At 68.9% G+C, this 20,045-nt stretch carries 23 protein-coding genes; 19 read left to right on the top strand and 4 right to left on the bottom strand.

Annotated elements, in window-relative coordinates:
• Positions 1 to 512: adenylyl-sulfate kinase (cysC, locus tag LUZ64_RS34245; protein WP_232399042.1), on the bottom strand; the 512-nt coding region annotated here is incomplete at its 3' end.
• Entirely contained in the window at positions 509 to 1,243 is a 735-nt protein-coding gene (locus LUZ64_RS34240) for a sulfotransferase-like domain-containing protein (RefSeq protein ID WP_211305042.1), read from the bottom strand. The genes LUZ64_RS34240 and cysC, both read right to left, overlap by 4 nt.
• Positions 1,244 to 1,588: 345 nt before the next feature.
• On the opposite strand from LUZ64_RS34240, the gene LUZ64_RS34235 reads away from it, so the two are divergent.
• The 19 genes from LUZ64_RS34235 to LUZ64_RS34150 all read left to right on the top strand — a co-directional run bounded on the left by LUZ64_RS34235 (position 1,589) and on the right by LUZ64_RS34150 (position 18,149).
• Positions 1,589 to 1,753: a lysine biosynthesis protein LysW gene (locus LUZ64_RS34235; protein WP_087929928.1), complete on the top strand. Its 165-nt coding sequence runs from the start codon at positions 1,589 to 1,591 to the stop codon at positions 1,751 to 1,753.
• A complete protein-coding gene (gene lysX / locus LUZ64_RS34230; RefSeq protein ID WP_095581754.1) occupies positions 1,750 to 2,637 on the top strand; it encodes a lysine biosynthesis protein LysX in 888 nt (295 codons plus the stop codon). The genes LUZ64_RS34235 and lysX overlap by 4 nt, the downstream gene beginning before the upstream one ends.
• Positions 2,625 to 3,656, top strand: a complete 1,032-nt coding sequence (gene argC / locus LUZ64_RS34225) for an N-acetyl-gamma-glutamyl-phosphate reductase (protein ID WP_095581755.1) — start codon at positions 2,625 to 2,627, stop codon at positions 3,654 to 3,656. The genes lysX and argC overlap by 13 nt, the downstream gene beginning before the upstream one ends.
• A gap of 94 nt (positions 3,657 to 3,750) precedes the next feature.
• The gene (locus LUZ64_RS34220; RefSeq protein WP_095581756.1) at positions 3,751 to 4,614 is read left to right on the top strand and encodes a [LysW]-aminoadipate kinase; all 864 of its coding nucleotides are present in this window, start codon (positions 3,751 to 3,753) and stop codon (positions 4,612 to 4,614) included.
• Positions 4,611 to 5,765 carry a M20/M25/M40 family metallo-hydrolase gene (locus LUZ64_RS34215; protein ID WP_095581757.1) on the top strand — a complete coding sequence of 385 codons (1,155 nt, stop codon included), beginning with the start codon at positions 4,611 to 4,613 and terminating at the stop codon, positions 5,763 to 5,765. Before LUZ64_RS34220 ends, LUZ64_RS34215 begins: the two co-directional genes overlap by 4 nt.
• Complete coding sequence (locus tag LUZ64_RS34210) at positions 5,762 to 6,631, top strand: transketolase (protein WP_267897177.1); 870 nt, start codon at positions 5,762 to 5,764, stop codon at positions 6,629 to 6,631. Before LUZ64_RS34215 ends, LUZ64_RS34210 begins: the two co-directional genes overlap by 4 nt.
• Positions 6,628 to 7,617, top strand: a complete 990-nt coding sequence (locus LUZ64_RS34205; protein ID WP_095581758.1) for a transketolase family protein — start codon at positions 6,628 to 6,630, stop codon at positions 7,615 to 7,617. The genes LUZ64_RS34210 and LUZ64_RS34205 overlap by 4 nt, the downstream gene beginning before the upstream one ends.
• Before the next feature lie 248 nt (positions 7,618 to 7,865).
• Positions 7,866 to 9,545 (top strand): recombinase family protein, encoded by a 1,680-nt coding sequence (locus LUZ64_RS34200; RefSeq protein WP_095582775.1) that lies wholly within the window; start codon positions 7,866 to 7,868, stop codon positions 9,543 to 9,545.
• A 132-nt stretch (positions 9,546 to 9,677) separates the two neighbouring features.
• The gene (locus tag LUZ64_RS34195; protein WP_095582776.1) at positions 9,678 to 10,022 is read left to right on the top strand and encodes a hypothetical protein; all 345 of its coding nucleotides are present in this window, start codon (positions 9,678 to 9,680) and stop codon (positions 10,020 to 10,022) included.
• A gap of 959 nt (positions 10,023 to 10,981) precedes the next feature.
• Complete coding sequence (locus tag LUZ64_RS34190; RefSeq protein ID WP_095582777.1) at positions 10,982 to 11,173, top strand: hypothetical protein; 192 nt, start codon at positions 10,982 to 10,984, stop codon at positions 11,171 to 11,173.
• Positions 11,170 to 11,604 (top strand): hypothetical protein, encoded by a 435-nt coding sequence (locus LUZ64_RS34185; protein ID WP_143593311.1) that lies wholly within the window; start codon positions 11,170 to 11,172, stop codon positions 11,602 to 11,604. Before LUZ64_RS34190 ends, LUZ64_RS34185 begins: the two co-directional genes overlap by 4 nt.
• Before the next feature lie 2 nt (positions 11,605 to 11,606).
• Complete coding sequence (locus tag LUZ64_RS34180; protein ID WP_095582779.1) at positions 11,607 to 12,152, top strand: hypothetical protein; 546 nt, start codon at positions 11,607 to 11,609, stop codon at positions 12,150 to 12,152.
• 98 nt (positions 12,153 to 12,250) lie between these two features.
• On the top strand, positions 12,251 to 13,681 hold the full coding sequence (locus LUZ64_RS34175; protein ID WP_170116837.1) for a phage portal protein: 1,431 nt from the start codon (positions 12,251 to 12,253) through the stop codon (positions 13,679 to 13,681).
• A 205-nt stretch (positions 13,682 to 13,886) separates the two neighbouring features.
• Positions 13,887 to 14,228 carry a hypothetical protein gene (locus LUZ64_RS34170; RefSeq protein WP_095582781.1) on the top strand — a complete coding sequence of 114 codons (342 nt, stop codon included), beginning with the start codon at positions 13,887 to 13,889 and terminating at the stop codon, positions 14,226 to 14,228.
• Positions 14,221 to 14,424, top strand: a complete 204-nt coding sequence (locus LUZ64_RS34165) for a hypothetical protein (protein ID WP_143593313.1) — start codon at positions 14,221 to 14,223, stop codon at positions 14,422 to 14,424. The genes LUZ64_RS34170 and LUZ64_RS34165 overlap by 8 nt, the downstream gene beginning before the upstream one ends.
• Positions 14,425 to 14,879: 455 nt before the next feature.
• On the top strand, positions 14,880 to 16,109 hold the full coding sequence (locus LUZ64_RS34160) for a helix-turn-helix domain-containing protein (RefSeq protein ID WP_095582783.1): 1,230 nt from the start codon (positions 14,880 to 14,882) through the stop codon (positions 16,107 to 16,109).
• 201 nt (positions 16,110 to 16,310) lie between these two features.
• Positions 16,311 to 16,715 (top strand): DUF7848 domain-containing protein, encoded by a 405-nt coding sequence (locus tag LUZ64_RS38125; protein ID WP_443729036.1) that lies wholly within the window; start codon positions 16,311 to 16,313, stop codon positions 16,713 to 16,715.
• 78 nt (positions 16,716 to 16,793) lie between these two features.
• Positions 16,794 to 16,961, top strand: a complete 168-nt coding sequence (locus LUZ64_RS34155; protein ID WP_170116836.1) for a hypothetical protein — start codon at positions 16,794 to 16,796, stop codon at positions 16,959 to 16,961.
• A gap of 6 nt (positions 16,962 to 16,967) precedes the next feature.
• The gene (locus tag LUZ64_RS34150; protein WP_095582786.1) at positions 16,968 to 18,149 is read left to right on the top strand and encodes a methyltransferase domain-containing protein; all 1,182 of its coding nucleotides are present in this window, start codon (positions 16,968 to 16,970) and stop codon (positions 18,147 to 18,149) included.
• Positions 18,150 to 18,240: 91 nt separating this feature from the next.
• On the opposite strand, the gene LUZ64_RS34145 is transcribed toward LUZ64_RS34150, so the two are convergent.
• Both LUZ64_RS34145 and LUZ64_RS34140 read right to left on the bottom strand, forming a co-directional pair.
• Entirely contained in the window at positions 18,241 to 18,567 is a 327-nt protein-coding gene (locus LUZ64_RS34145) for a VOC family protein (protein WP_095582787.1), read from the bottom strand.
• Between the two features lie 142 nt (positions 18,568 to 18,709).
• Positions 18,710 to 20,041 carry an MFS transporter gene (locus LUZ64_RS34140; RefSeq protein WP_095582788.1) on the bottom strand — a complete coding sequence of 444 codons (1,332 nt, stop codon included), beginning with the start codon at positions 20,039 to 20,041 and terminating at the stop codon, positions 18,710 to 18,712.
• Positions 20,042 to 20,045: the final 4 nt, after the last annotated feature.

The following is a 20,045-nucleotide window of genomic DNA, read 5'->3' as shown; positions in this document are numbered from 1 at the left end:
TCATGTGCCGCGATCCGCACTTCGGGGTCCGCCGGCTCCTCGTAGGGGTCGTCGACCCCGGTGAGCCCGGAGATCTCGCCCGCCGCCTGCTTCGCGTACAGGCCCTTCACGTCCCGTACCGAACAGACCTCCACGGGCGTCGCCACGTGCACCTCCAGATACGCGGTGCCGTGCTCCTGGTGATGCTTGCGCACCGCCTCCCGGGCGTCGGCGTAGGGGGCGATCACCGGGACCAGCACCGCCACACCGTGCGAGGCAAGCAGCTCGGCGACGAAACCGATCCGCCGCACGTTGGTGTCGCGGTCCTCCCGGGAGAAACCCAGGCCGGCGGAGAGGAACTCCCGGATCTCGTCACCGTCCAGCACCTCCACCTCCCGCCCCTCGCCCCGCAGCCGCCCGGCCAGCGCCCGCGCGATCGTCGTCTTCCCCGCGCTCGGCAGCCCGGTCAGCCAGATGGTGGCCCCGCCGGGTGCGGGCGGGGTGCTCGTCGCGTTTCCCGCTCCCGTGTTCACACGGCCAGCCGGTGGGCGCGGAGCTTCTCGTAGAACGGCAGGTGGTGCTCCAGGTAGCCGCCGAGCACGGGGTGCGTCTCGACGTCGACGTCGTGCTTGCGCCGCTCGGCGGTGAAGCCGCTGCTGGTGCTCACGTCGGAGTGCCAGCGCTCGCTGGGCCGCCATTCCTCGCGGGATTCCGGCTGCCAGTTGAGGGCCTTCTCCAGGTACGGGATGCCGACGGCGCGCGCGTACGCCTCGACGACGGCCTCCGGCTTCTCGACGAGGTCGTTGCCGTCGATGACCACGGGGGTCCGGCCGGTCGCCTCCCAGGCCGCCTGGAAGAGCTCGTACTGCGCCTCGAAGCCGATCTGGTGCCGTCGTACGTCCGGGTTGACGGCGTGGTAGGAGGCGATGGTCTCGGCCGGGTGGCGGATGATGAAGGTGTGCGCGGCGTCCTCGGTGAGGAAGCGCCGGTCCGCCAGGACGCCGGGGTAGCGCTCGTCGGTGGTGTCCTTGAAGAACAGCGGCGACCGTTCGGCCGTGGCCCGCATGGCGGCGAGGACGTCCGCCTCCGTGCGGCGCTGCGCGCCGTCGACCTCCACCTGCCCGAACTCGGCGAGGTAGGAGAACGGTTCGTGCAGCACCTGGAAGTCGCCGCGCTCGCACATCATGCGGAAGAACGCGGTGGACCGGCTGCGCGGCGCGCTCCACAGCGCCAGGATCTTCGGTCGGGTGCCGAGGTCGCTCACAGGTTTTCCCTCCACAGGCTCCACGTGCTCCGCGGGTCCCCACGGGCCGGCTCGCGGCCGGCGGGCCGCTGCGGGGCAAGCAACGCACGCCCCGGCGAGCGGTGTAAAGGCCGGGGCGGCCGGGTGCGGCAAAGAGCGACGGGGTGTCGACGTGGCGTCGATCCGGCGGGGACGCGTGTCGACACCCGTTGGGGCCGGCGCCGTGGGGCGTCAACGGAGTTCGGGAGCCCGTTCATCACCGCGATGGACGCAGCCGCCGTGGCCGGGCGGATCTACTGTCCAGCGATCCGGTGGAGGCCGGAGCCCGGGCGACGGGTCCGGGTGGTCTGGGAAAGGAACAGCGGAATGGTCATCTGTCCCGAGTGCGAGAGCTCCGTGGCTCTCGCCGAACCCCCCAAGGTCAACGAGATCATCGAGTGCGGGGACTGCTCCAGCGAGCTGGAGGTCCTGACGGTGGACCCCCTCCAGGTCGCGCTCGCCCCCGACGTCGAAGAGGACTGGGGCGAGTGACCGCCGCCACGCGCCCGGCGTCCGCGGCGCCGTTCGCGGTCGTCGCCTCACGGCTGCGCGCCGATGAGAAGCGCGTTCTGGAGGCCTTCGAACGCCGTGGACTGCCGTACGAGTTCGTCGACAGCCGGGCGTTGTGGCGAGAGCTCCAGCAGTCGGGCACGCCCTGGTCGTTCGTGCTGAACCGCGAGATCGGCCAGGCGCGCGCGCTGTACGCGGCGCGTGCCCTGGAGGCGGCCGGCGCGACCGTGGTCAATCCGGCGCGGGCCGTCGACGTCTGCGGGGACAAGTACCGTACGTCGGTGGCGTTGCGCGACGCCGGGCTGCCCACGCCCCGTACCGCGCTCGCGCTGACCCCCGAAGCCGCCCTGGACGCGCTGGAGGCCATCGGCTATCCGGCGGTGGTGAAGCCGCTGACCGGCTCGTGGGGCCGGCTGGTGTCGAAGCTGCCCGACCGGGAGGTGGCGGAGACGGTGATGGAGTACATCGCCGCGCTGCCCTCGCCGGTGTCGCACATCGTCTACGTCCAGGAGCTGGTCCCCAAGCCGGACCGGGACATCCGGGTCGTCGTGGTGGGAGACGAGGCGCTGGGCGCGACGTACCGCAGCAGCGCCGACTGGCGCACCAATGTGGCCCGGGGGGCGGAGACGCGGCGCTGCCCGCTCACCCCCGAGCTGGCGAAGCTCGCGGTCACGGCCGCGCAGTGTGTGCACGCCGAGATCGCCGGGGTGGACCTCGTGGAGGACACCGACGGCGACCTCCTGGTCCTGGAGGTCAACCACGGCGTGGAGTTCTCGGGTTTCCAGCGCGCGGTCGGGCCGGAGGTCCCGGTGGCCGACCGCATCGTCGATCACCTTATTGCGAGGTCACAGTCATGCTTCGAGTAGCGGTCGCGGGTGCTTCGGGGTACATCGGCGGTGAACTGCTGCGGCTGCTGCTCGGCCACCCCCGGGTCGAGACCGTCCTGGCCACGTCGAACACCTTCGCCGGGCGCCGGGTGGACGGTCCGCATCCCAACCTGCGGGGCCGGACGGACCTGTCGTTCGCGGCGCACGACGCCCTGGAGGAGCGCGCGGGCTCGTACGACGTGCTGTTCCTGGCCATGCCGCACAAGCAGACCATGGGGCGGATGGCCCGGTACCTGGAGCTGGCCGGCACGGTCATCGACCTGTCCGGCGACTTCCGGCTGCGCGACGCCGAGGTCTTCGCCGACTACTACGAGACCGCGCACACCGCCCCCGGTCTCCTCGGTTCCTTCACCACCGGGCTGCCCGAATGGCACCGGGACGAGCTGCGGAGCGCCGACCGGATCTCGGTGCCGGGCTGTATGGCGGCCGCGGGGATCCTGACGGTGCGTCCGCTGGCCGGGGCCGGGCTGATCGACGGCCCGGTGGACATCGACGCGCGGACGGGGTCCAGCGGGTCGGGGGTCTCGGCCGGTTCGTCCAATCTGCACGCCGAGCGCAGTGGCGCGATGCGGCTGTTCGCGCCGACCCGGCACCGGCACGAGGCGGAGATCGCCCAGGCCACAGGGCTGCCGGTACGGATGACGGCGACGGGTGTGGAGGCGGTGCGCGGGGTGCAGGTGCTGTGCCGGGTGCGGCTGGCCGAGGGGACGCGGGAGGCGGACGTGCGGTCGGCGTACCGCGAGGCGTACGCGGACGAACCGTTCGTACGCGTCGTGGCGCACAAGCGCGGGGCGTACCGGCTGCCCGAGCCGAAGATCCTCGCCGGTTCGAACTTCTGCGATGTGGGGTTCGCGGTGGACGGGGCGCGCGCGTCGCTGGTCGGGGCGCTCGACAACCTGGTCAAGGGCGGGTCGGGCAACGCGGTGCAGTGCCTGAACGTGCGCTTCGGCTGGCCGGAGGAGACCGGTCTGGAATTCACCGGTCTGCACCCGAACTGATCATCCGAACCGGTCACGGGACGGCCGCGCGCCGCGGCCGTCCGGACCGGCACCTCACTGACCAAGTCGAGGCCGAGCGAGGCAGGGGACGAGAATGCAAGAGACCATCGTGGTCAAGTGCGGTGGCAACGCCGCCGTCGACCCGCTGGCGGTGTGCGAGGACATCGCCGGGCTGACGCGCGAGCGGCGTCCCGTCGTGCTGGTCCACGGCGGTTCGGCGGACATCGAGGGCCTGGCCGCCCGGATGGGGGTGGCCTCGCGCCGGCTCACCGCCCCCGACGGGGTGTCGGCGCGTCACACCGACGCGGAGACCCTCCAGGTGGTGCACCTGGCGCTGGCCGGGCTCGCCAAGCCCCGGCTGCTGACCGCGCTGGCCTCGGCCGGGGTGTCGGCCGTGGGTCTGACGGGCCTGGACGGCGGGCTGTTGCGGGCGCGGCGCAAGACCGCGCACCGGGCGGTCGTCGACGGCCGGCGGATCGTGGTCCGCGACGACCACAGCGGCCGCGTCACCGAGGTGAACGACGCGCTGCTGCGGACCCTGCTGGCCGCGGGTCACGTCCCGGTGGTCTCGCCGCCGGCGGTGGCCGAGGACGGCCGCCCGGTGAACACCGACGCGGACCGGGCGGCGGCCGCGGTCGCCGCGGGTCTGGGCGCGGGCACGCTGGTCCTGCTGACCGGGGCGCCCGGCGTGCTCGCGGACCCGGCGGACGAGGGCTCGGTGCTGCCGGTGTGCGCGGTGGCGCCCTCGGGCACGCCGCCGTTCACCGGCGGCGGGATGGGCCTGAAGCTCGTCGCCGCCAGAGAGGCGCTCCAGGGCGGGGTGGGCCGGGTGCTGATCGCCGACGGGCGGCGCCGCGACCCGGTGGGTGCCGCGCTCGCCGGGGCGGCCACCGAGGTGGTCCTGGAGGGCGGCACGACCGCCGTCGCGCCGGACGCCGCGATCGGAGCGGGGCGATGACGACGGAGAGCCGGTTCGACAAGACCGGTCAGGCGTGCGCCCGCTCGGAGCCGTACGCGATCGGGCTGCTGCGCAGCATGCTCCAGATCTCCTCGCCGTCCTACGGGGAGGGCAGGCTCGCCGCCCACCTGGTCGGGGTGATGCGGGAGATGGGCTTCTCGGCGTACGTGGACGAGGCGGGCAACGCGGTCGGGGAGATCTCGCGCGGGGACGGGCCCACGGTGATGCTGCTGGGGCACATGGACACGGTGCCCGGGGACATCCCCGTGCGCATCGACTGCGGCCGGCTCTACGGCCGGGGCGCGGTGGACGCCAAGGGGCCGCTGGCGGCGATGGTCTGCGCGGCCGCCGACGCCGTGGACTTCCGCGGCCGGATCGTGGTGGTCGGCGCGGTGGAGGAGGAGACCCCGCTGTCGCGGGGCGCGGTGCACATCCGCCGCACGCACGCCGCGCCGGACGCGCTGGTCATCGGTGAGCCCAGCGGCTGGCAGACCGCCGTGCTCGGCTACAAGGGCAAGCTCGACCTGCGCTACCGGGTGGAGTGCCCGCCGACCCACCCCAGCAACCCGGTTCCCAAGGCGTCCGAACTGGCCTGCGCGGCCTGGCCGGTGCTGCTGGAGCTGCTGGGCCCGCAGGCGGGCCACGGCGGGTTCGACGTGCCGGGGGCGACGCTGGTGTCCATCCGCGGTGACCTGACCGAGGCGGAGGCGGAGTTCGACGTCCGGACGCCGCCCGGTTACGACGCGGCGGGCCTGGTGGAGCGGCTGGCCGAGCGGCTCCCGGGGCGGCTGGAGGTGGTCAACTCGGTGGCGGCGTGCCGGGTGGGCCGTACCGACCCGGTGGTGCGGGCGCTGTCCGCCGGCATCCGGGCGCAGCGGGCGCGGCCGGTGATGAAGGTGAAGACCGGTACGTCCGACATGAACACGCTGGCGGAGGAGTGGGACGTCCCGATGGCCACGTACGGCCCCGGGGACAGCCGGCTCGACCACGCCGACGACGAGCACATCGCGCTCAGCGACTTCCTGCGCGGCATCGATGTGCTCACCCACGCGCTCCATGATCTGGGCGAGCGCCTGGGCCCGCGGCACCGGCTGTCGCTGGTGCCGTCCCTTCCGGCCCGGCCGGTGGCGACTACGGACGGTGGAGCGTGACGACGGAGACGGGTACGGGAACGGTGGCGGCGGACGGGCGGACGCTCGAGGAGCACGCCCAGCGGGTCCGGGAGCTGATCGTGGACATGTGCGCCAACCCGGAGGGCGGTCATCTGGGCGGCTCGATGTCGATGGTGGAGATCCTGGTGACGCTCTACCACTCGGTGCTGCGCCTGGATCCGCGCGAGCCGGAGGCGCCGGGCCGGGATCTGCTGGTGCTCAGCAAGGGGCACGGGGCGATCGGGCTGTACGCGGCGCTGGCGGAGCGTGGGTTCTTCCCCGAGGAGGAGCTCGCGGCGTACGGCACGCCGGACGGTGTGCTGACCGCGCACCCCAACCCGGCGGTGCCGGGGGTGGAGATGCCCACGGGGTCGCTGGGGCACGGATTGCCGCTGGGGGTGGGCTTCGCGCTGGACTTCCGGCTGTCGGGCAGTGACCGCCGGTGCTTCGTGGTGCTGGGCGACGGCGAGCTCCAGGAGGGGTCGGTGTGGGAGGCCGCGATGGCGGCCGCCGCGCACCGGCTGGACCGGCTGGTGGCCGTCGTGGACCGCAACGGTCTTCAGATCACCGGGTCCACCGAGGACGCCGTGGGCCTGGAGCCGCTGGCCGACCGCTGGCGCGCCTTCGGGTGGACGGTGCTGGAGGTCGACGGCCATGACACGGAGGCGCTGCGGGCCGCCCTCGGGGACGCCCCGCGGGTGCCGGGCCGGCCGACGGTCGTCCTCGCGAGCACGGTCAAGGGCAAGGGCCTGCCGTATGTCGAGGGTCAGGCCCGGAGTCATTACGCCCGGCTGGCCGGCCGGCAGCACAAGCGGGCGCTCGCGGTGTTGCGGGCCCGGAGCGGGAGAACGGAGACGACGGCATGAGCGTGACGGTTGCCGAGCCGGAGAGCCCGGACGTACGGAGCGAGGCACCTCCGCCGCGGCCGAACCGGGAGGTCTACCGCGACGTCCTGGCCGGGCTGATGCCTGCTGACGAGCGGCTGGTGTGCCTGGACAGCGACACGGGCCTGTTCTCGGGTGTGGACTGGGGCACCGCGGCCGACCGCTACGTCAATCTCGGCATCGCCGAGCAGAACCTGATGGGCGTGGCCGCGGGGCTGGCGAAGTCGGGGCGCGTGCCCTTCGTCAACACGATGTCCACGTTCGCCTCCACCCGGGCGGTGGAGGCGGTGAAGCTGGACATCGCGCTGAACGATCTTCCGGTGCGGATCGCCGCCACGCACAGCGGGCTGTCGGCCGGGCACCTGGGCTCGACGCACCACTCGCTGGAGGACCTGGCGGTGATGCGGATGCTGCCGAACATGACGGTGCTGGTGCCGGCGGACGCGGCGGCCACGGAGGAGCTGGTGCGGGCCTGCGCGGGCATTCCGGGGCCGGTGTACCTGCGGCTGGGCCGCGGGGCCACCGAGGACCTGCCGGCGGGCGCGGAGCCGCTGCGCGTGGGGCGGGCCCAGCGGCTGCGCGAGGGCGATGACGTCACGCTGGTCGCCACCGGCCCCTACCCGGTGCTGGCCGCCCTGGAAGCCGCCGAGGAGCTGGCCGCGGAGGGTGTCGAGGCGGCCGTGCTCAACATGCACACCGTCAAGCCGCTGGACACGGCGGCGCTGACGGCGGCGGCGCGGACGACCCGTGCCGTGGTCACGGTCGAGGAGCACTGGGCCGCGGGCGGTCTGGGCTCGGCCGTCGCCGAGGTCGTCGCCGAGCTGGGCGCGGGCTGCCCTGTGCTGCGGGTGGCGGTGGGTGACTCCTTCGCCGCCGGTACGGGCGGGCAGCGGCATCTGCTGGAGCGCAACGGCATCACCGCCGCCGCGGTGGCCGACCGGGCGCGGCGGGCGCTGTCCCGTCGCTGACCCTTTCGTCGTCCACCCGGGCGGGCCGGGACCGCGACGTGCGGTCCCGGCCCGCCCGTACGCACGGGACGCGGCAGGACCCGTCACACCCGCACCGACACAGAACCCCCGTACAACACCTGGAAGGGGCCCGGCCGAACGGCCGGGCCCCTTCGCGTACGCGTCGTCAGCCGCGCTCGCCCGTCACACAGAACTCGTTGCCCTCGGGGTCTCCGAGCACGTGAATCTAGAAGTTCTGGAGTCACGTCATGTCGGCAACCGCGCTGGCCAACCGCCCCACCGGGAATCCATCCCCCTCGGACACCCCCGTGACCACTACTGCACTTCTGCGGGGCGTCCGCGCTGTCCGCCTCAGCGTCCTTACCGACGAGACCACAAGCCCCGAGCGACAGCGGGAAGCGACCGACATAGCGGCCCTGGCACAGGGCATCGACCTTGCCGACCGTGAAGCCGTAGACCTGGGCGTCAGCGCGTCCAAGACGACCCCGTTCGAACGCCCGGAACTGGGGGCCTGGCTCCGTCGCCCGGACGAGTTCGACGCGCTCGTGTTCTGGCGCTTCGACCGTGCCGTTCGGTCCATGGACGACATGCACGAGCTGGCCAAGTGGGCCCGTGACCACCGAAAGGTCATCGTCTTCGCTGAGGGCCCCGGCGGGCGGCTCGTGCTCGACTTCCGCAACCCGCTGGACCCCATGAGTTCGCTCATGGTCACGCTGTTCGCGTTCGCGGCGCAGATGGAAGCGCAGGCCATCAAGGAACGCGTCCTCGGCGCTCAGGCCGCCATGCGCGTGATGCCGCTTCGCTGGCGTGGCTCCCGTCCGCCGTACGGCTACATGCCCGTAGAGCTGGAGGGCGGGGGCTGGACGCTCGTTCCCGACCCGGACGCCGTCGCCGTCATCGAGCGCATGATCCGGGACCTGATGGCGGGCATGACAGCAAGCCTGCTCGCCGCTGAGCTGAACGCCGAAGGGGTGCTGTCGCCCCGCGACTACTGGGCCGTGAAGCAGGGCCGCAAGACCGGCGGGAAGACCGGCGGAGCCAAGGGCCAGCGCGGGAAGGAAGCCGTCCAGCGCGAGCGGTTCAAGTGGACCCCGAACGTCATCCGCAAGGTGCTTACCTCGCTGGCGATGCTGGGCCAGAAGCTCCACAACGGCAAGCCCGTCCGCGACGCCGACGGCAACCCCGTCATGGCGACGAACAGCCCGATCATGGAGCGCGCCGAGTATGACGCCGTGTGCGCGCTGTTCGAGGAGCGGGCGCAGACCCCCAGCAAGGAGCGCAAGGACACCAACGCGCTGTTGCTCGGCGTGATCCACTGCGACCACTGCGGGGGCCGGATGTACCTCAGCGTGCAGGACGGCAGGCAGCCCACGTACAAGTGCAACAGCCACGGGCGCGGGGACCTGTGCGAGGCCCCGGCCAACGTGCGCGGCGACTGGGTAGACGACTACGTGGAGCGGGAGTTCCTGGCCCTGCTCGGCTCGCTGCACGTGACGCGCACAATCGAGACGCCCGGCTATGACCCGGCCCCGGAGATCGCGGAAGTCACGGCGGAGATTGCAGAGCACATGCCTACTCGCAAGTTCTTCACCGCGAAGTCAGCCGTTGCGGCTTGGGAGGACCGTACCGTTGCCCTGAATGCTCGTCTGAACGCCCTGGAAGCGACCCCGAAGCGGGAGGCTCAGCGGGAGGTCATCCGCACCGGGAAGACGTACGCGGATCTGTGGGCAGAGTCGGACACGGCAGCACGACGGCGGATGCTCACCAGCGCTGGAGCCATCCTCACGGTCAAGCGCGGAACGCGCGGCGGGTGGCGCTCGCTAGACACCCGGCGGATCGGGTTCGGCGTGCACGAGCTGGACCACATGGAAGCCGCCGAGAGGCTGGAAGAGATCCGGGCGGAGGAAACCTACGCCGAGGCCGCGTAAGGCGCGCACAGAGCCACCGAGGGCCGTTCCTGGGGAGACCCGGGGGCGGCCCTTTGGCATGGGCGGGAATCCATCCCCCTCTGACTCCTCAGAAGCCGCCGCAGCGACAAGAACAGCAGGAGAGACAAGAGCATGAGCACCTACAGCGCCAACCTGTCCGAGACCAACCCCGAGGCCGCTAGGGCTGCACTCCAGGCCCTTACAGATCACGCCGAACAGCTCAAAGCGCAGCTCTCGGACATCCGCTGTGGCCTGAGCAGTGCTGACCCTGAGGATGTGTTCAACTCTGGCTGCGAGTCGGCCGTAATGGAGCTGGTCACTCTCCACGGGTATCCGCAGAACGAGGCGGAGGACGACGCAGCAATGATCCTTGGGGTAGCGGCAGCGTTCGTAGCGGATACGGGCTGTGCAGCTATGGAGCGACTGACAGGCCACCTGTGGATGCCTGACGCTGACGGGCATATGGGAATCGCTTGACGCACAGGGCGGGAGGTGAAGTCGGAAACCTGCCCTCTACCGACTAAGCGAGGGACGAAACCCATCGGGTCATTCCGGCCGAGGGGATGTAAGTGCACCCTCGTAGGCCAAGCTGAGGACGAAACTATGCGCAAGAAACTCTGCCGAATATGCCGTGAGACGTTCCGGCCCGAACACCCTGGATATGTAATTCACGACCCCGCGCACCCGGATACACCCGCTCGATGCCGTCGGGCAATGCAGCACGGACGGGAGACCACGCGCATGTGTGCAGCTTGTTCTGAGCCGCTGGCCTGGGGAGGCAACGGGCGACCGCCGAAATATTGCACCGACAAGTGCCGCAAGGCGGCATACCGGCAGCGCCAGCGCGCAGAGCTCTAATAGGGCCGGACTGTGGTCCCCGTTCACTCCCCAGCGGAGCGGGCGGGGGCTTCGCGCTGTTTCAGCGGTGAGCGTCACTCGCCGGTGAAGTCGTCACTAGATCAAACACCCTCTGACCTGGGGTTTAGTGATGTAGTGATGACTTTAGACACAAAAGTTTTTCTATATAGAAAACTCTAAGGGCAAAAAGAATGGGCCCCGAAGATGTCACCCTGTCACCGCTGAGCCCGCACCCGGCCCGCGCTGAACGGGAATGCATCCTCTACTAACTCCCCAGGGGCGGTACGCATTCTCTCCGCGATCCCCCGCACAGGCCCGCTCAGGGCCGCGCAGCCTTCTTGATTGCAAGGCTCCCTGAGCGGGCTTTTTGTTTGCTTTCAAATGATGGAAAGGGGCGAGGGTTGCTATGACCACTCCGTCTTTTCGCCGGATCACATGTAAGGGCTGTCGCGTGAAGTTCTGCGACATCAGGGCGACCGGCCGCCCGCCTGGCTATTGCTCGCCGCTGTGCCGTCGTGAGGCGCAGACGGAAGCGCAGCGCCGCTATATGGCTCGCGCTGGGATCGAAAGGGTTGCGCGTGCATCTGATCGCCTTTCGAGTCGATGACGAACTAGCCCGTTCGCTGGCCAGCGATCACGTGGACGCGTGGGAACTGATCCTGACGTTTATGCGTACGCGCGTCGCTGATATCTCGGGTGTGTCCACGGATGGGGATTCCGGGATTGCCGCTATGCGGGCTCTGCTGGCCGCTAAGGAGGCTGAACGGTGACGACACCGACTTACCCGCCCATGTGCTCTGCGGAGGACGTGGAGGCCCGTCTAGGGCGTCTGTTGGATGAGGGCGAGCGGGGCATGGTCGGCGTGCTGATCGCTGATGCCTCGCAGCTCGTTGACCTTGAGGCTGGTTTTCCGCCTCGCCCTGATCCTCTGCCGTATTTCTTTGCTTCGCTGGCCGCGAAGCTGGTTACTCGCGTGGTCCGTAATCCGGATGGGTTCGTTTCTGAGCAGGCGGGCGAGTACAGCTATCGAATTGCTGGGGAATCCGCAGCCGGCCTGGCTCTGACGGAGACTGAGAAGCGGCAGGTTGCCCGTTTCCTGGGGCGTAATCCGCTGCGTTCCGTCGCTATCGACGCTGGCATTGACCTGGGTGTGCGGAGGCAGATTACGCCGGGCCGCAACCATAACGACTACTGGAGCTAATGATGAGTTTTCTTGAGGGTACGGACCCTGCCGATTTTTCGGATGTTGAGCCGGAGGATTGGGAGGCGCAGGAGAAGGATCTACAGTCTGCTGCTGGCCGTCTGCGCGCTGAGCTGAACGAGATTGCGGGTAAGCAGTCGGCGCTAGCTGAGAAGCGTTTCACGCATGGTCCTTCGCGTCGGGAGATCCGATCTCGTCTCATGGATGAGCTGGACCTGTTCGATGATGACGACGACCCGATGCCGAAGGGTGTTGCTGTGATTCTTGACCAGCACGCGAAGGCTTGGCAGAACGAGTATCGGCAGCGCTCCCATGCCGCTGATGGCGAGGCCGGTATGCCGATGGCTCACCCGGTCCACGGGATCACTCTTGACGCGATGATTCCTGATTTCACGAAGTCTGTTGCTCGCGATGTTGACGACTGGCTAGACCGCCGCGCGAATTCGCGTAATCGTCGCCCGTTCTCGCTGGATCGTAATGCGGCGAAGAAGGCTGAGGTTGACGCGAGGGTGGGGCGGATTCGTAAGCTGGGCGGTGTGGAGTTCTGATGGGTCTACATGCGTGGCGTTCTCCGGATGCCCGGTCTTCGGAGTCTGACGGCCCGGATGCTATCGACTCTCCGATATTCGGCAGGATGCTTGGTCTTGTGCTGGACAAGTACCGGCGCACGCATCCGAAGTTGGTTCGTGTTGAGCAGTATCTGAATGGCCAGCATAAGCCTGCGTTCATGCCGTCTATTGCTGATCCTGACCTAGCGCACTTCCGTGAGCGGAGTATCACGAATTTCTGTCCGCTGGTGGTTAGCGCGGTCTCGGATAACCTGTTTGTGGATGGTTTCCGTCCGGCCAGCGGGGGCGGGAATCTTCCGGCTTGGGCGACGTGGGAAGCGAACAACATGCACGCCGTTCAGTCTGCGGTGCATTTCGATGCGCTGGCGTACGGTGAGGCGTATGTGCGTGTCATTCCTGGCTCGGATGGTTTCCCGGAGATTGAGCCGCTGTCTCCGCTGAGCGTGACGGCTGTCTATAAGCGTCCGCATGACTCGTTCCCGCAGGTTTGCGCGGTGCACAGTTATGAGTTTGTGGACGGCGAGCGTCGGGCGTTGATTGACCTGTACGACGACCGGAAGGTGTTCCGCCTGATCTCCAAGAAGGAGGTTACGGGGGACGCTGAGGACATGCCGGCCGCCGGGGAATTCGAGCTTTTCGACTCGTTCTCTCATGGTCTGGACTTCTGTCCGATCGTCCGTTTCCGGAATCGGGCAACGACGTCGCCGTATGTGCCGTCGCTGGGTGAGGTTGAGCCGATCATCCCTATTCAGGACCGGTTGAACGATATTGCTCTAGAGACTGCTGTGGCGATGCAGTATGGCGCGTTTCGTCAGCGCTGGGCTACGGGTATCGACCTGGGGCCGGATAAGAGCAATGAGTGGACGGAAGAGACGGCGCGTCACCCGATTACGGGCGCGCTGAGCAAGATGCTTTTCCGTAACCATCAGGAAGCGAAGCACGTCAAGTTCAGTGCGTCCCGGCTCGTGGTGTCCAAGGACCCCGACACGAAGTTCGGGCAGTTCGACGCTACGGATATCACGCCGTATCTGTCGGCGTATCAGAGTCAGATCAAGTACCTAGCGACGGTTGCGGCGCTGCCGCCGCATTTCGTGACCGGCGACATGGTGAATCTGTCCGCTGAGGCTCTGATGGCCGCTGAGGCTTCGCTACAGCAGAAGATCGAGGACCGTAAGCGCGTATTCGGGAATTCCTGGAAGCTGGTTTTCCGGATCATCATGGAGCTGTGGGGTCCGCTGGGTGAGGGTGAGCCGTCGCCGGAAGAGGCTATTCGGGATGCTGTGATTGTGTGGCGTGACTGTACGCCTCGCAGTTTCCCGGCGACTGTTGACGCGCTGGGTAAGGCTGTGACGATGCTTCAGGTTCCGCCGCAGGCTGCTTGGCAGATGATTCCTGGTGTGACGCCGGATGAGATAGAGCAGTGGGACGCATGGCGTCGGGTGTGGGATCAGGAGCGTGATCCTTCTGCGCAGATGGCAAGAGCATTCGCGAAGTCTGCGACTGAATAGGTTCACGCCGCGTGATGTCACTCGCTGTTACCGGATCGAGGAGGGGAGGGGCTCCCCCTGAGAGGTCCAAAAGATCGCAAGCGTATAGCAACTAACCCCGGGTGCATCCCGAATCGCCCTGGGTTTCGCCCTTCAGCGGGCTAAAACCGCAGGTCAGAGGGGGTGGAGCCTGTGATCTGCCATGTACTGAGAGGGGGATATCCCTGTGAAGAAGAGCAAGGCGGACCGTATGGCCGCTGATATCACCGACCGTTACCGGGCTGCCGGTATCGCCCTGTCCGGGTTCGAGGCCCGGTATATCGAATTGGCCGCTGAGCATCTGGCTCAGGCTGAGAGCCTTGACGATCTCGTGCGCCGCGAGGGCCGAATGATCCTCGGGTACGGGAAGGTCATGGTCCTGCATCCGGCCATTACCGAAGCGCGTATGTGCCGCACAGAGGCGGGCAAGCTGCTGGCCAGGGTGCAGAAGCCGACGACGACCCCGCCCGCATCGCGCCGTGAGATCGCCAAGAAGGCATCGAATAGCCGATGGGGTGACCGTGGCTGAGTGGATCGAGCCGGATGCACTCGCGACCGACGAGGAATTGGAGCTAGCCCGTCTGATGGTCGAGTACCAGGAAGTCAGCGCGGGCGGTCGGAGCCTTCGGGATCACGACATGCGCGACGTGTTCGAGGATGACCGGCTAGAGACTCGCGCGCTGTCCCTGCTGCCGCTGGTTCGGGGGGTGTCTGCCAGGTGGTGAAGATGTGTAAGCGGCCCGGCTGTGAGCGGGAGCGGGCGCCGATGACTTCGGGGCGTGGCCTACAGCCGTTCTGTTCGGGCAACTGCATGTGCTGGACCCGCGCGCACACGGCGTTCAGTGAGGGTGGGGCCGGTTGGGGCCGTGACGCTGGGCGGGATGGGCGTCTGTTCGCTGGTCTGGCTCGCCTGCTGGACATGAGGCCGGGGCTGTCCTTCTGGCCGCACTGTGTGCTGATGGAGCTATACAGCGCCTACGGGCGGCCGTAGTGCCGCTGGCCGGCTGCGGGGTTCTGGCCCGTAGAACCCTTGTCCCGCACGGCAGTTGCCTGCCTTCAGATCCATGGCCCCGTGCCTGCCCTTCGCTGGGTGGGTGCGGGGCTTTTTGGCGTGTCCGGGGGCGGTGGCCGGGCGTACTCTGCGGGTATCACAGCCTTACCTGTCAAGGGAGCGTGCACCATGACTGACCTGCCCGCAGAGCTGACGACCGGAGAGCGCATCCGCATCCTTCGGGAACGCCGAGGGATGACGCGGGCCGTGCTCGCTGGTCTGGTCGGCCGGTCGTCGGACTGGTTGAAGAAGATCGAGAACGGCGAACGGGACATCAGGTCGATCACGCACCTTGTGCGGCTGGCTCACGCGCTGCACGTCCCGGACGTGGCCACGCTGACGGGGGACGAGTTGGCGATCCCTGCTGACTCTGTGGGGAAGCTGTCGCACGCGTCCGTGACGCCGATCCGGGCGGCCCTGCACGGGGTCTCGTTCGCTGGCACGCCGACTGTGGGCACGGTGACCCCGGAGGCACTGAGGGGCCGCGTAGAGGGCGCGTGGCGGCTCTGGCACGGCAGCACTCACCAGCGGACCGAAGTGGGCGCGCTGCTGCCTGACCTGATCCGCGACGCGCACGCCTGCGTCAGGGCTCACCGGGGCGACGACCGGAGGGCCGCTCACGCTGCTACCGCTGACCTGTACCGGCTCGTTCAAAGGCTGCTCGCGCACATCTGCGAGCCTGAGCTGTACTGGCTCGCGCTGGACCGTGGCCGGGCCCACAGCGAGGAGTCCGACAACCCCGTCTCCCTGGCGCTGGCGGCGTGGTCTACGGCGATCGGCCAGCGGGCGGCAGGCTTCGGGGAAGAGGCCGTGCAGACCGACGAGGCCGGTATGACCCTGCTGCGTGATCTGCTGGAAGACGGATCGGCTGAAGTCCTGGGCGTCTACGGGGCGTTGAACCTGCAAGCGGCGATCTCGTGTGGTCTGGACGGACGGTCCGGGGATGCTGAGCGGTACCTGTCTGAGGCGGACCGCACGGCCCGACGTCTGCCCGCTGGCTACTCGCACACCCCTTCAGCGTTCGACGCGTCCAACGTCGCCATTCACGGCGTCAGCGTCGGCGTGGGGCTGCTGACCCCTGGTGAGGCTCTGCGACGCGCCGAGTCGATCACGCCGGAAACGGTCGGCTCGCTGGAACGGCGCTCCCGTCTGCTGCTGGACATCGCTGCGGGGCACCATCAGCGGCACGAGACGGCGGCAGGAGTGCACTACCTGTCAGCGGCACACCGGGTGAGCCCGGAAGGGGTGCGGTACGTGCCGTTCGCCCGTGCGCTGGCGCGGGATCTCGCGAAGGCTGCGAGCGGTCCGCTGAAGGCCGATGCTGTGGCGCTGGCTGAGTCTGTGGGGGTCGCCGCGTAGTCACCCAAACGGGTAGGGGGACAGTTTGGGTCCGTCGCCAACTCGCCGTGCCTTTATGGTCCTTGCCGACCTACGAGGGGACGGCGAGACGATGGTGAACACGGCGGCCGATACCGATGCACGCATGGCCGAGTACGACACGTACGCCCCGAAGGGTGAGACGTGCCCCGAGTGCCTTAAGCCGCTCGACCCGCTTGAGGGGTGCCGCCGGGGGATGCTCGCCCGTCGCGACGCCTCCCCGGTCGTGGCCTACTGGCACCGCGCGTGCGTCCCTGGTGCCCCTGCGCCGAAGGGGGCGAAGAAGAAGTGACAACCCCCCGCGCCGTCATCCGTCATGTGCCGCACAAGATAGACACTCACCCGCTCGGGGAGATCACCGTTACGGCCCGCTGCCTTGACGCGGGTTGCGGGTGGTCGCTCATAGCTACGGCGGACCTGAAGGCTGCCGACACGGCGATGATGACTCACACGGGCTTGCACGGGCATCCGACGTTCACCCGGACCTATGAGGACGTTGCCCTTGTGCGGCGCCTGGAGCTGAACGAGGGGCAGCCGGACATGCCCCCACTTCCGTCTGCTGAGGAGCACGCACGCGCGACCGCGTGACCCAAAGTCCCCCTGCCCCCGCCAGGGCGGGTCAGTAAGTGCAAGCCCCCACACCCAACCAAGTGAAGGAGAAACGCCATGGACGCCATCTTGTACATGAGCGGCAAGCACGGCGGAGGTACCGGCTCCGGGCAGGGGGGGAGCCAGCAGGACGACGGCAGCAGCGGGCGAGGACACGGCGGAGGCGGTACCGACACGGGCAGTGGGGGCAACTCCTCCGACGGCTCCGGCCCCGCGAAGAAGTAACGCCGGATGACCGCGCGCAAAGAGGAGGTGGGCCCTTCGGGGCTCGCCTCTGCGCTCGTTGAGGCGGGCGCTCTGCAATCTGACTGGCTGCCCTCGTACAGGGCAGTCCCCCGGGACATGTTCGTACCCGCCCGTGTCTGGCCCGGCATCCCTGCGGGCACCGAACAGAGTCACGTGGTGGACCGTGACACGGACCCGGACGCCTGGCTCAAGGCGGTGTACTCCGACATCCCCCTAACCACGCAGTGGGACGACGGCCAGCACACCGCCGATGAGATCGGCACGATGCCCACAAGCTCAAACTCTCGCCCGCTCATGGTGTTCTCGATGCTCGCCGATCTCGATGTCAGGGACGGACAACGTGCCCTTGAGATCGGCACCGGAACCGGGTGGAACGCGGGTCTACTCTCGCACCGGCTCGGCGGTGAGAACGTGGTCTCAGTCGAGTTCGACGCGGAGGTTGCCAAGGGGGCGAGCGAGAACCTGCGCAATGCTGGGCTGTCCCCGCTGGTGATCGTCGGAGACGGGCGACTCGGCTACGCCGGGGGTGCTCCGTACGACCGAGTCATTGCTACCTGCTCCATCGGGGAGGTACCCCGAGCGTGGATTGAGCAGACGGTGACCGGCGGGGTGATCCTGGCCCCGTGGGCGGCGCTGTACGGCGGTGAGGCCATCGTCAGGCTGACCGTGGACGGCGAGACGGCAAGCGGCCCGTTCACGCGCCCCAGTGCCTTTATGAGGCTCCGCCAGCACCGCGCCGACTTCCCCGCCCATGACACCTACCTCAAGGGCGTGGCCTGGCCCGCTGACGGCATCCGGAGCACGTCGGCGCTGTCCCCCGCCAGCGTCCGCGATTGGGTGGTTCAGTTCGCCATCGGGCTACAGGTGCCCGGCGCGTTTTGGTCCGTGGAGCGCAGCGACGAGGAAAATCCGGAGGCGTACACGCTGTGGACCTATGACGCCGATTCCGACTCGTGGGCGTCTGCCGACTACGAGCCCGGCGCCGACAGCTTCGAGGTGGTCCAGTCCGGCCCGCGCAAGCTGTGGGATGAGACGGAGGCCGCTTACCGGTGGTGGGTCGGCCAGGGCCGCCCTGACTTCGAGCGGTTCGGCCTGACCGTCAGCAGCGAGGGGGAACGGGCCTGGCTCGACTCCCCGGGCAACCTGGTACCGCTCCGTAGCGCGTAGCCGCTCCCGCAACTGGCCCCGGTCGGCATTCACCCCGAGTGCTGGCCGGGGCTTCCTCATGTCCTGAGCGGCCCCGGTATCCTCAGAACTGCTACTTAGACGTGTTCGGGTCGGCGAGCACGGTGTGGCTCTCGTGCTCGGAGAGCACGCGGGCGCCCAGGACGGTCAGCCGCTCGATCTCCCGGCTCGCCGAGCTCCCCTCGGTCGGGCCGACATCGAGGTGGACACGGTTCTTGCCCGCCCGCTCCTCCGGGACGCGCATGAAGTAGAGGTGGGGCCCGCCGGCGGGGTTGCGGACGACGGCCTCCTCCGCGCTGGACCAGTCGGCCGCCTCCCATCCGGTGGCGGCCGCCCAGAAACCGGCGAGCTTGCCGGCGTCGGCCGCGTCGATCACGACGTTCTGGAGCTGGATACCCATGGTCTTCCGTTCTCTCGGATTGCCTGCGGCCACGGCCCCCGGTCGTGCGGACCGTGGGCCGGGCCAGATATTACGCACGTACCGCCCGGTGCCGGTATGCCCGGCACCGGGCGGTACGTCGTTCTCGGTGGGATCGGCGGGATCAGCGGGGGTCGCCCGCCTCCACGACGGGGGCGGGGCCCGGTCCGCGCTCCCCGCGCCGCCCGTCGTCCGGCACGACCTCGGACAGGTCGCGCAGCCGCGGCAGCGGGGACCGGGCGATGAAGACCAGCGCGCTGAGCGTGCCCAGGCCGACGACCACCAGGGTGGCGCGCAGGCCGATGAGTCCGCCGAGCCAGCCGCCGAGCAGGGCTCCCAGGGCGGCGGTGCCGGTGACGAGGAAGCGGTAGCCGGCGTTCGCCCGGCCCAGGATCTCCGACGACACGGCGGTCTGACGCAGGCTGATGACCTGGATGTTACTGATGACGACACCCATGCCGTTGATCAGCAGGGCCAGGCCGACGACGACGGCGCTGAGGATCCGCCCGCCGCCGGCCGCCGGTATGAGCAGCGGCGCGGCACAGGCGATCACCATCGTCCCCATGATGGTGGGGCCGATGCCCCACCGGCGGCCCAGCCGCCCGGCGACCAGGCTGCCCAGGAAGGCGCCGATGCCGGTCATCGCCATCACCACGCCCAAGGTGATGGGGGTGAAGTGCAGTTCGCGCGTCAAGTACAGGATGAGAACGGCCCACAGACCCTGGTTGAACAGGTTGTACGTGGCGGCCTCACCGGCTATGGCCCGCAGGTAGGGGTTGGTGCCGACCAGCCTCAGGCCGGTGCCGATGCGGGAGATCACCGAGCCCTCGGTGGCCGTGGACGCGGGTGCCGGTTCGCGGCGGCGGATGAACAGCAGCGACACCGCGGAGACGAGGTAGGTGCAGGCGTTGATGAGGACCGCGGCGGGTGCGGTGACCAGTCCGACCAGCACACCGCCCAGACCGGGCCCGCTGGCCTGGGCGAGCGAACGGCTGCCCTCCAGCTTGCCGTTGCCCTCTATCAGATGGTCGCGCCCGACCAGGGAGGGTATGTACGCCTGATAGGCGAGGTCGAACAGGACGGTGAGCGTGGCGGCGAGGAAGACGATGACGCTGAGCAGCCCGATGCCCATCACGTCCAGGGCGGTCAGCAGCGGGATGAGCCCGAGGATCACCGCCCTGCCGAAGTTGGCCCCGATCATGATGGGCCGCCGTCTGTTCTGGTCGATCCACACCCCGGCGAGCAGGGTGAAGAGCATGTAGGGGGCGAACTGGGCGGCGTTGACGACGCCCATCTCGAAAGGTGTCGCGTCCAGGGTGGTGGCGGCCAGCAGCGGGATCGCCAGGACGGAGATCTGCGCGCCGAACATCGACAGGCTCTCCGCGGACCAGAACTTCAGGAAGTCGGCGTCCCGCCACAGTCCCCTCGGCCGTTCGTCGGCCGGTGCTTCGCCCATGTCG

Source organism: Streptomyces albireticuli, assembly GCF_021228125.1.
Lineage (GTDB): Bacteria > Actinomycetota > Actinomycetes > Streptomycetales > Streptomycetaceae > Streptomyces > Streptomyces albireticuli.
The sequence above is the reverse complement of the archived record's forward strand: the minus strand, read 5'-3'. Positions and strand labels throughout refer to the sequence as shown.

Bases quoted from the DNA above. Each gene is read 5' to 3' on its own strand.
- LUZ64_RS34235 (WP_087929928.1), top strand. From the start codon at position 1,589: ATGGTCATCTGTCCCGAGTGCGAGAGCTCCGTGGCTCTCGCCGAACCC.
- argC (WP_095581755.1), top strand. From the start codon at position 2,625: ATGCTTCGAGTAGCGGTCGCGGGTGCTTCGGGGTACATCGGCGGTGAA.
- LUZ64_RS34220 (WP_095581756.1), top strand. From the start codon at position 3,751: ATGCAAGAGACCATCGTGGTCAAGTGCGGTGGCAACGCCGCCGTCGAC.
- LUZ64_RS34215 (WP_095581757.1), top strand. From the start codon at position 4,611: ATGACGACGGAGAGCCGGTTCGACAAGACCGGTCAGGCGTGCGCCCGC.
- LUZ64_RS34205 (WP_095581758.1), top strand. From the start codon at position 6,628: ATGAGCGTGACGGTTGCCGAGCCGGAGAGCCCGGACGTACGGAGCGAG.
- LUZ64_RS34200 (WP_095582775.1), top strand. From the start codon at position 7,866: ATGTCGGCAACCGCGCTGGCCAACCGCCCCACCGGGAATCCATCCCCC.
- LUZ64_RS34195 (WP_095582776.1), top strand. From the start codon at position 9,678: ATGAGCACCTACAGCGCCAACCTGTCCGAGACCAACCCCGAGGCCGCT.
- LUZ64_RS34180 (WP_095582779.1), top strand. From the start codon at position 11,607: ATGAGTTTTCTTGAGGGTACGGACCCTGCCGATTTTTCGGATGTTGAG.
- LUZ64_RS34160 (WP_095582783.1), top strand. From the start codon at position 14,880: ATGACTGACCTGCCCGCAGAGCTGACGACCGGAGAGCGCATCCGCATC.
- LUZ64_RS34155 (WP_170116836.1), top strand. From the start codon at position 16,794: ATGGACGCCATCTTGTACATGAGCGGCAAGCACGGCGGAGGTACCGGC.
- LUZ64_RS34150 (WP_095582786.1), top strand. From the start codon at position 16,968: ATGACCGCGCGCAAAGAGGAGGTGGGCCCTTCGGGGCTCGCCTCTGCG.
- LUZ64_RS34145 (WP_095582787.1), bottom strand. From the start codon at position 18,567: ATGGGTATCCAGCTCCAGAACGTCGTGATCGACGCGGCCGACGCCGGC.
- LUZ64_RS34140 (WP_095582788.1), bottom strand. From the start codon at position 20,041: ATGGGCGAAGCACCGGCCGACGAACGGCCGAGGGGACTGTGGCGGGAC.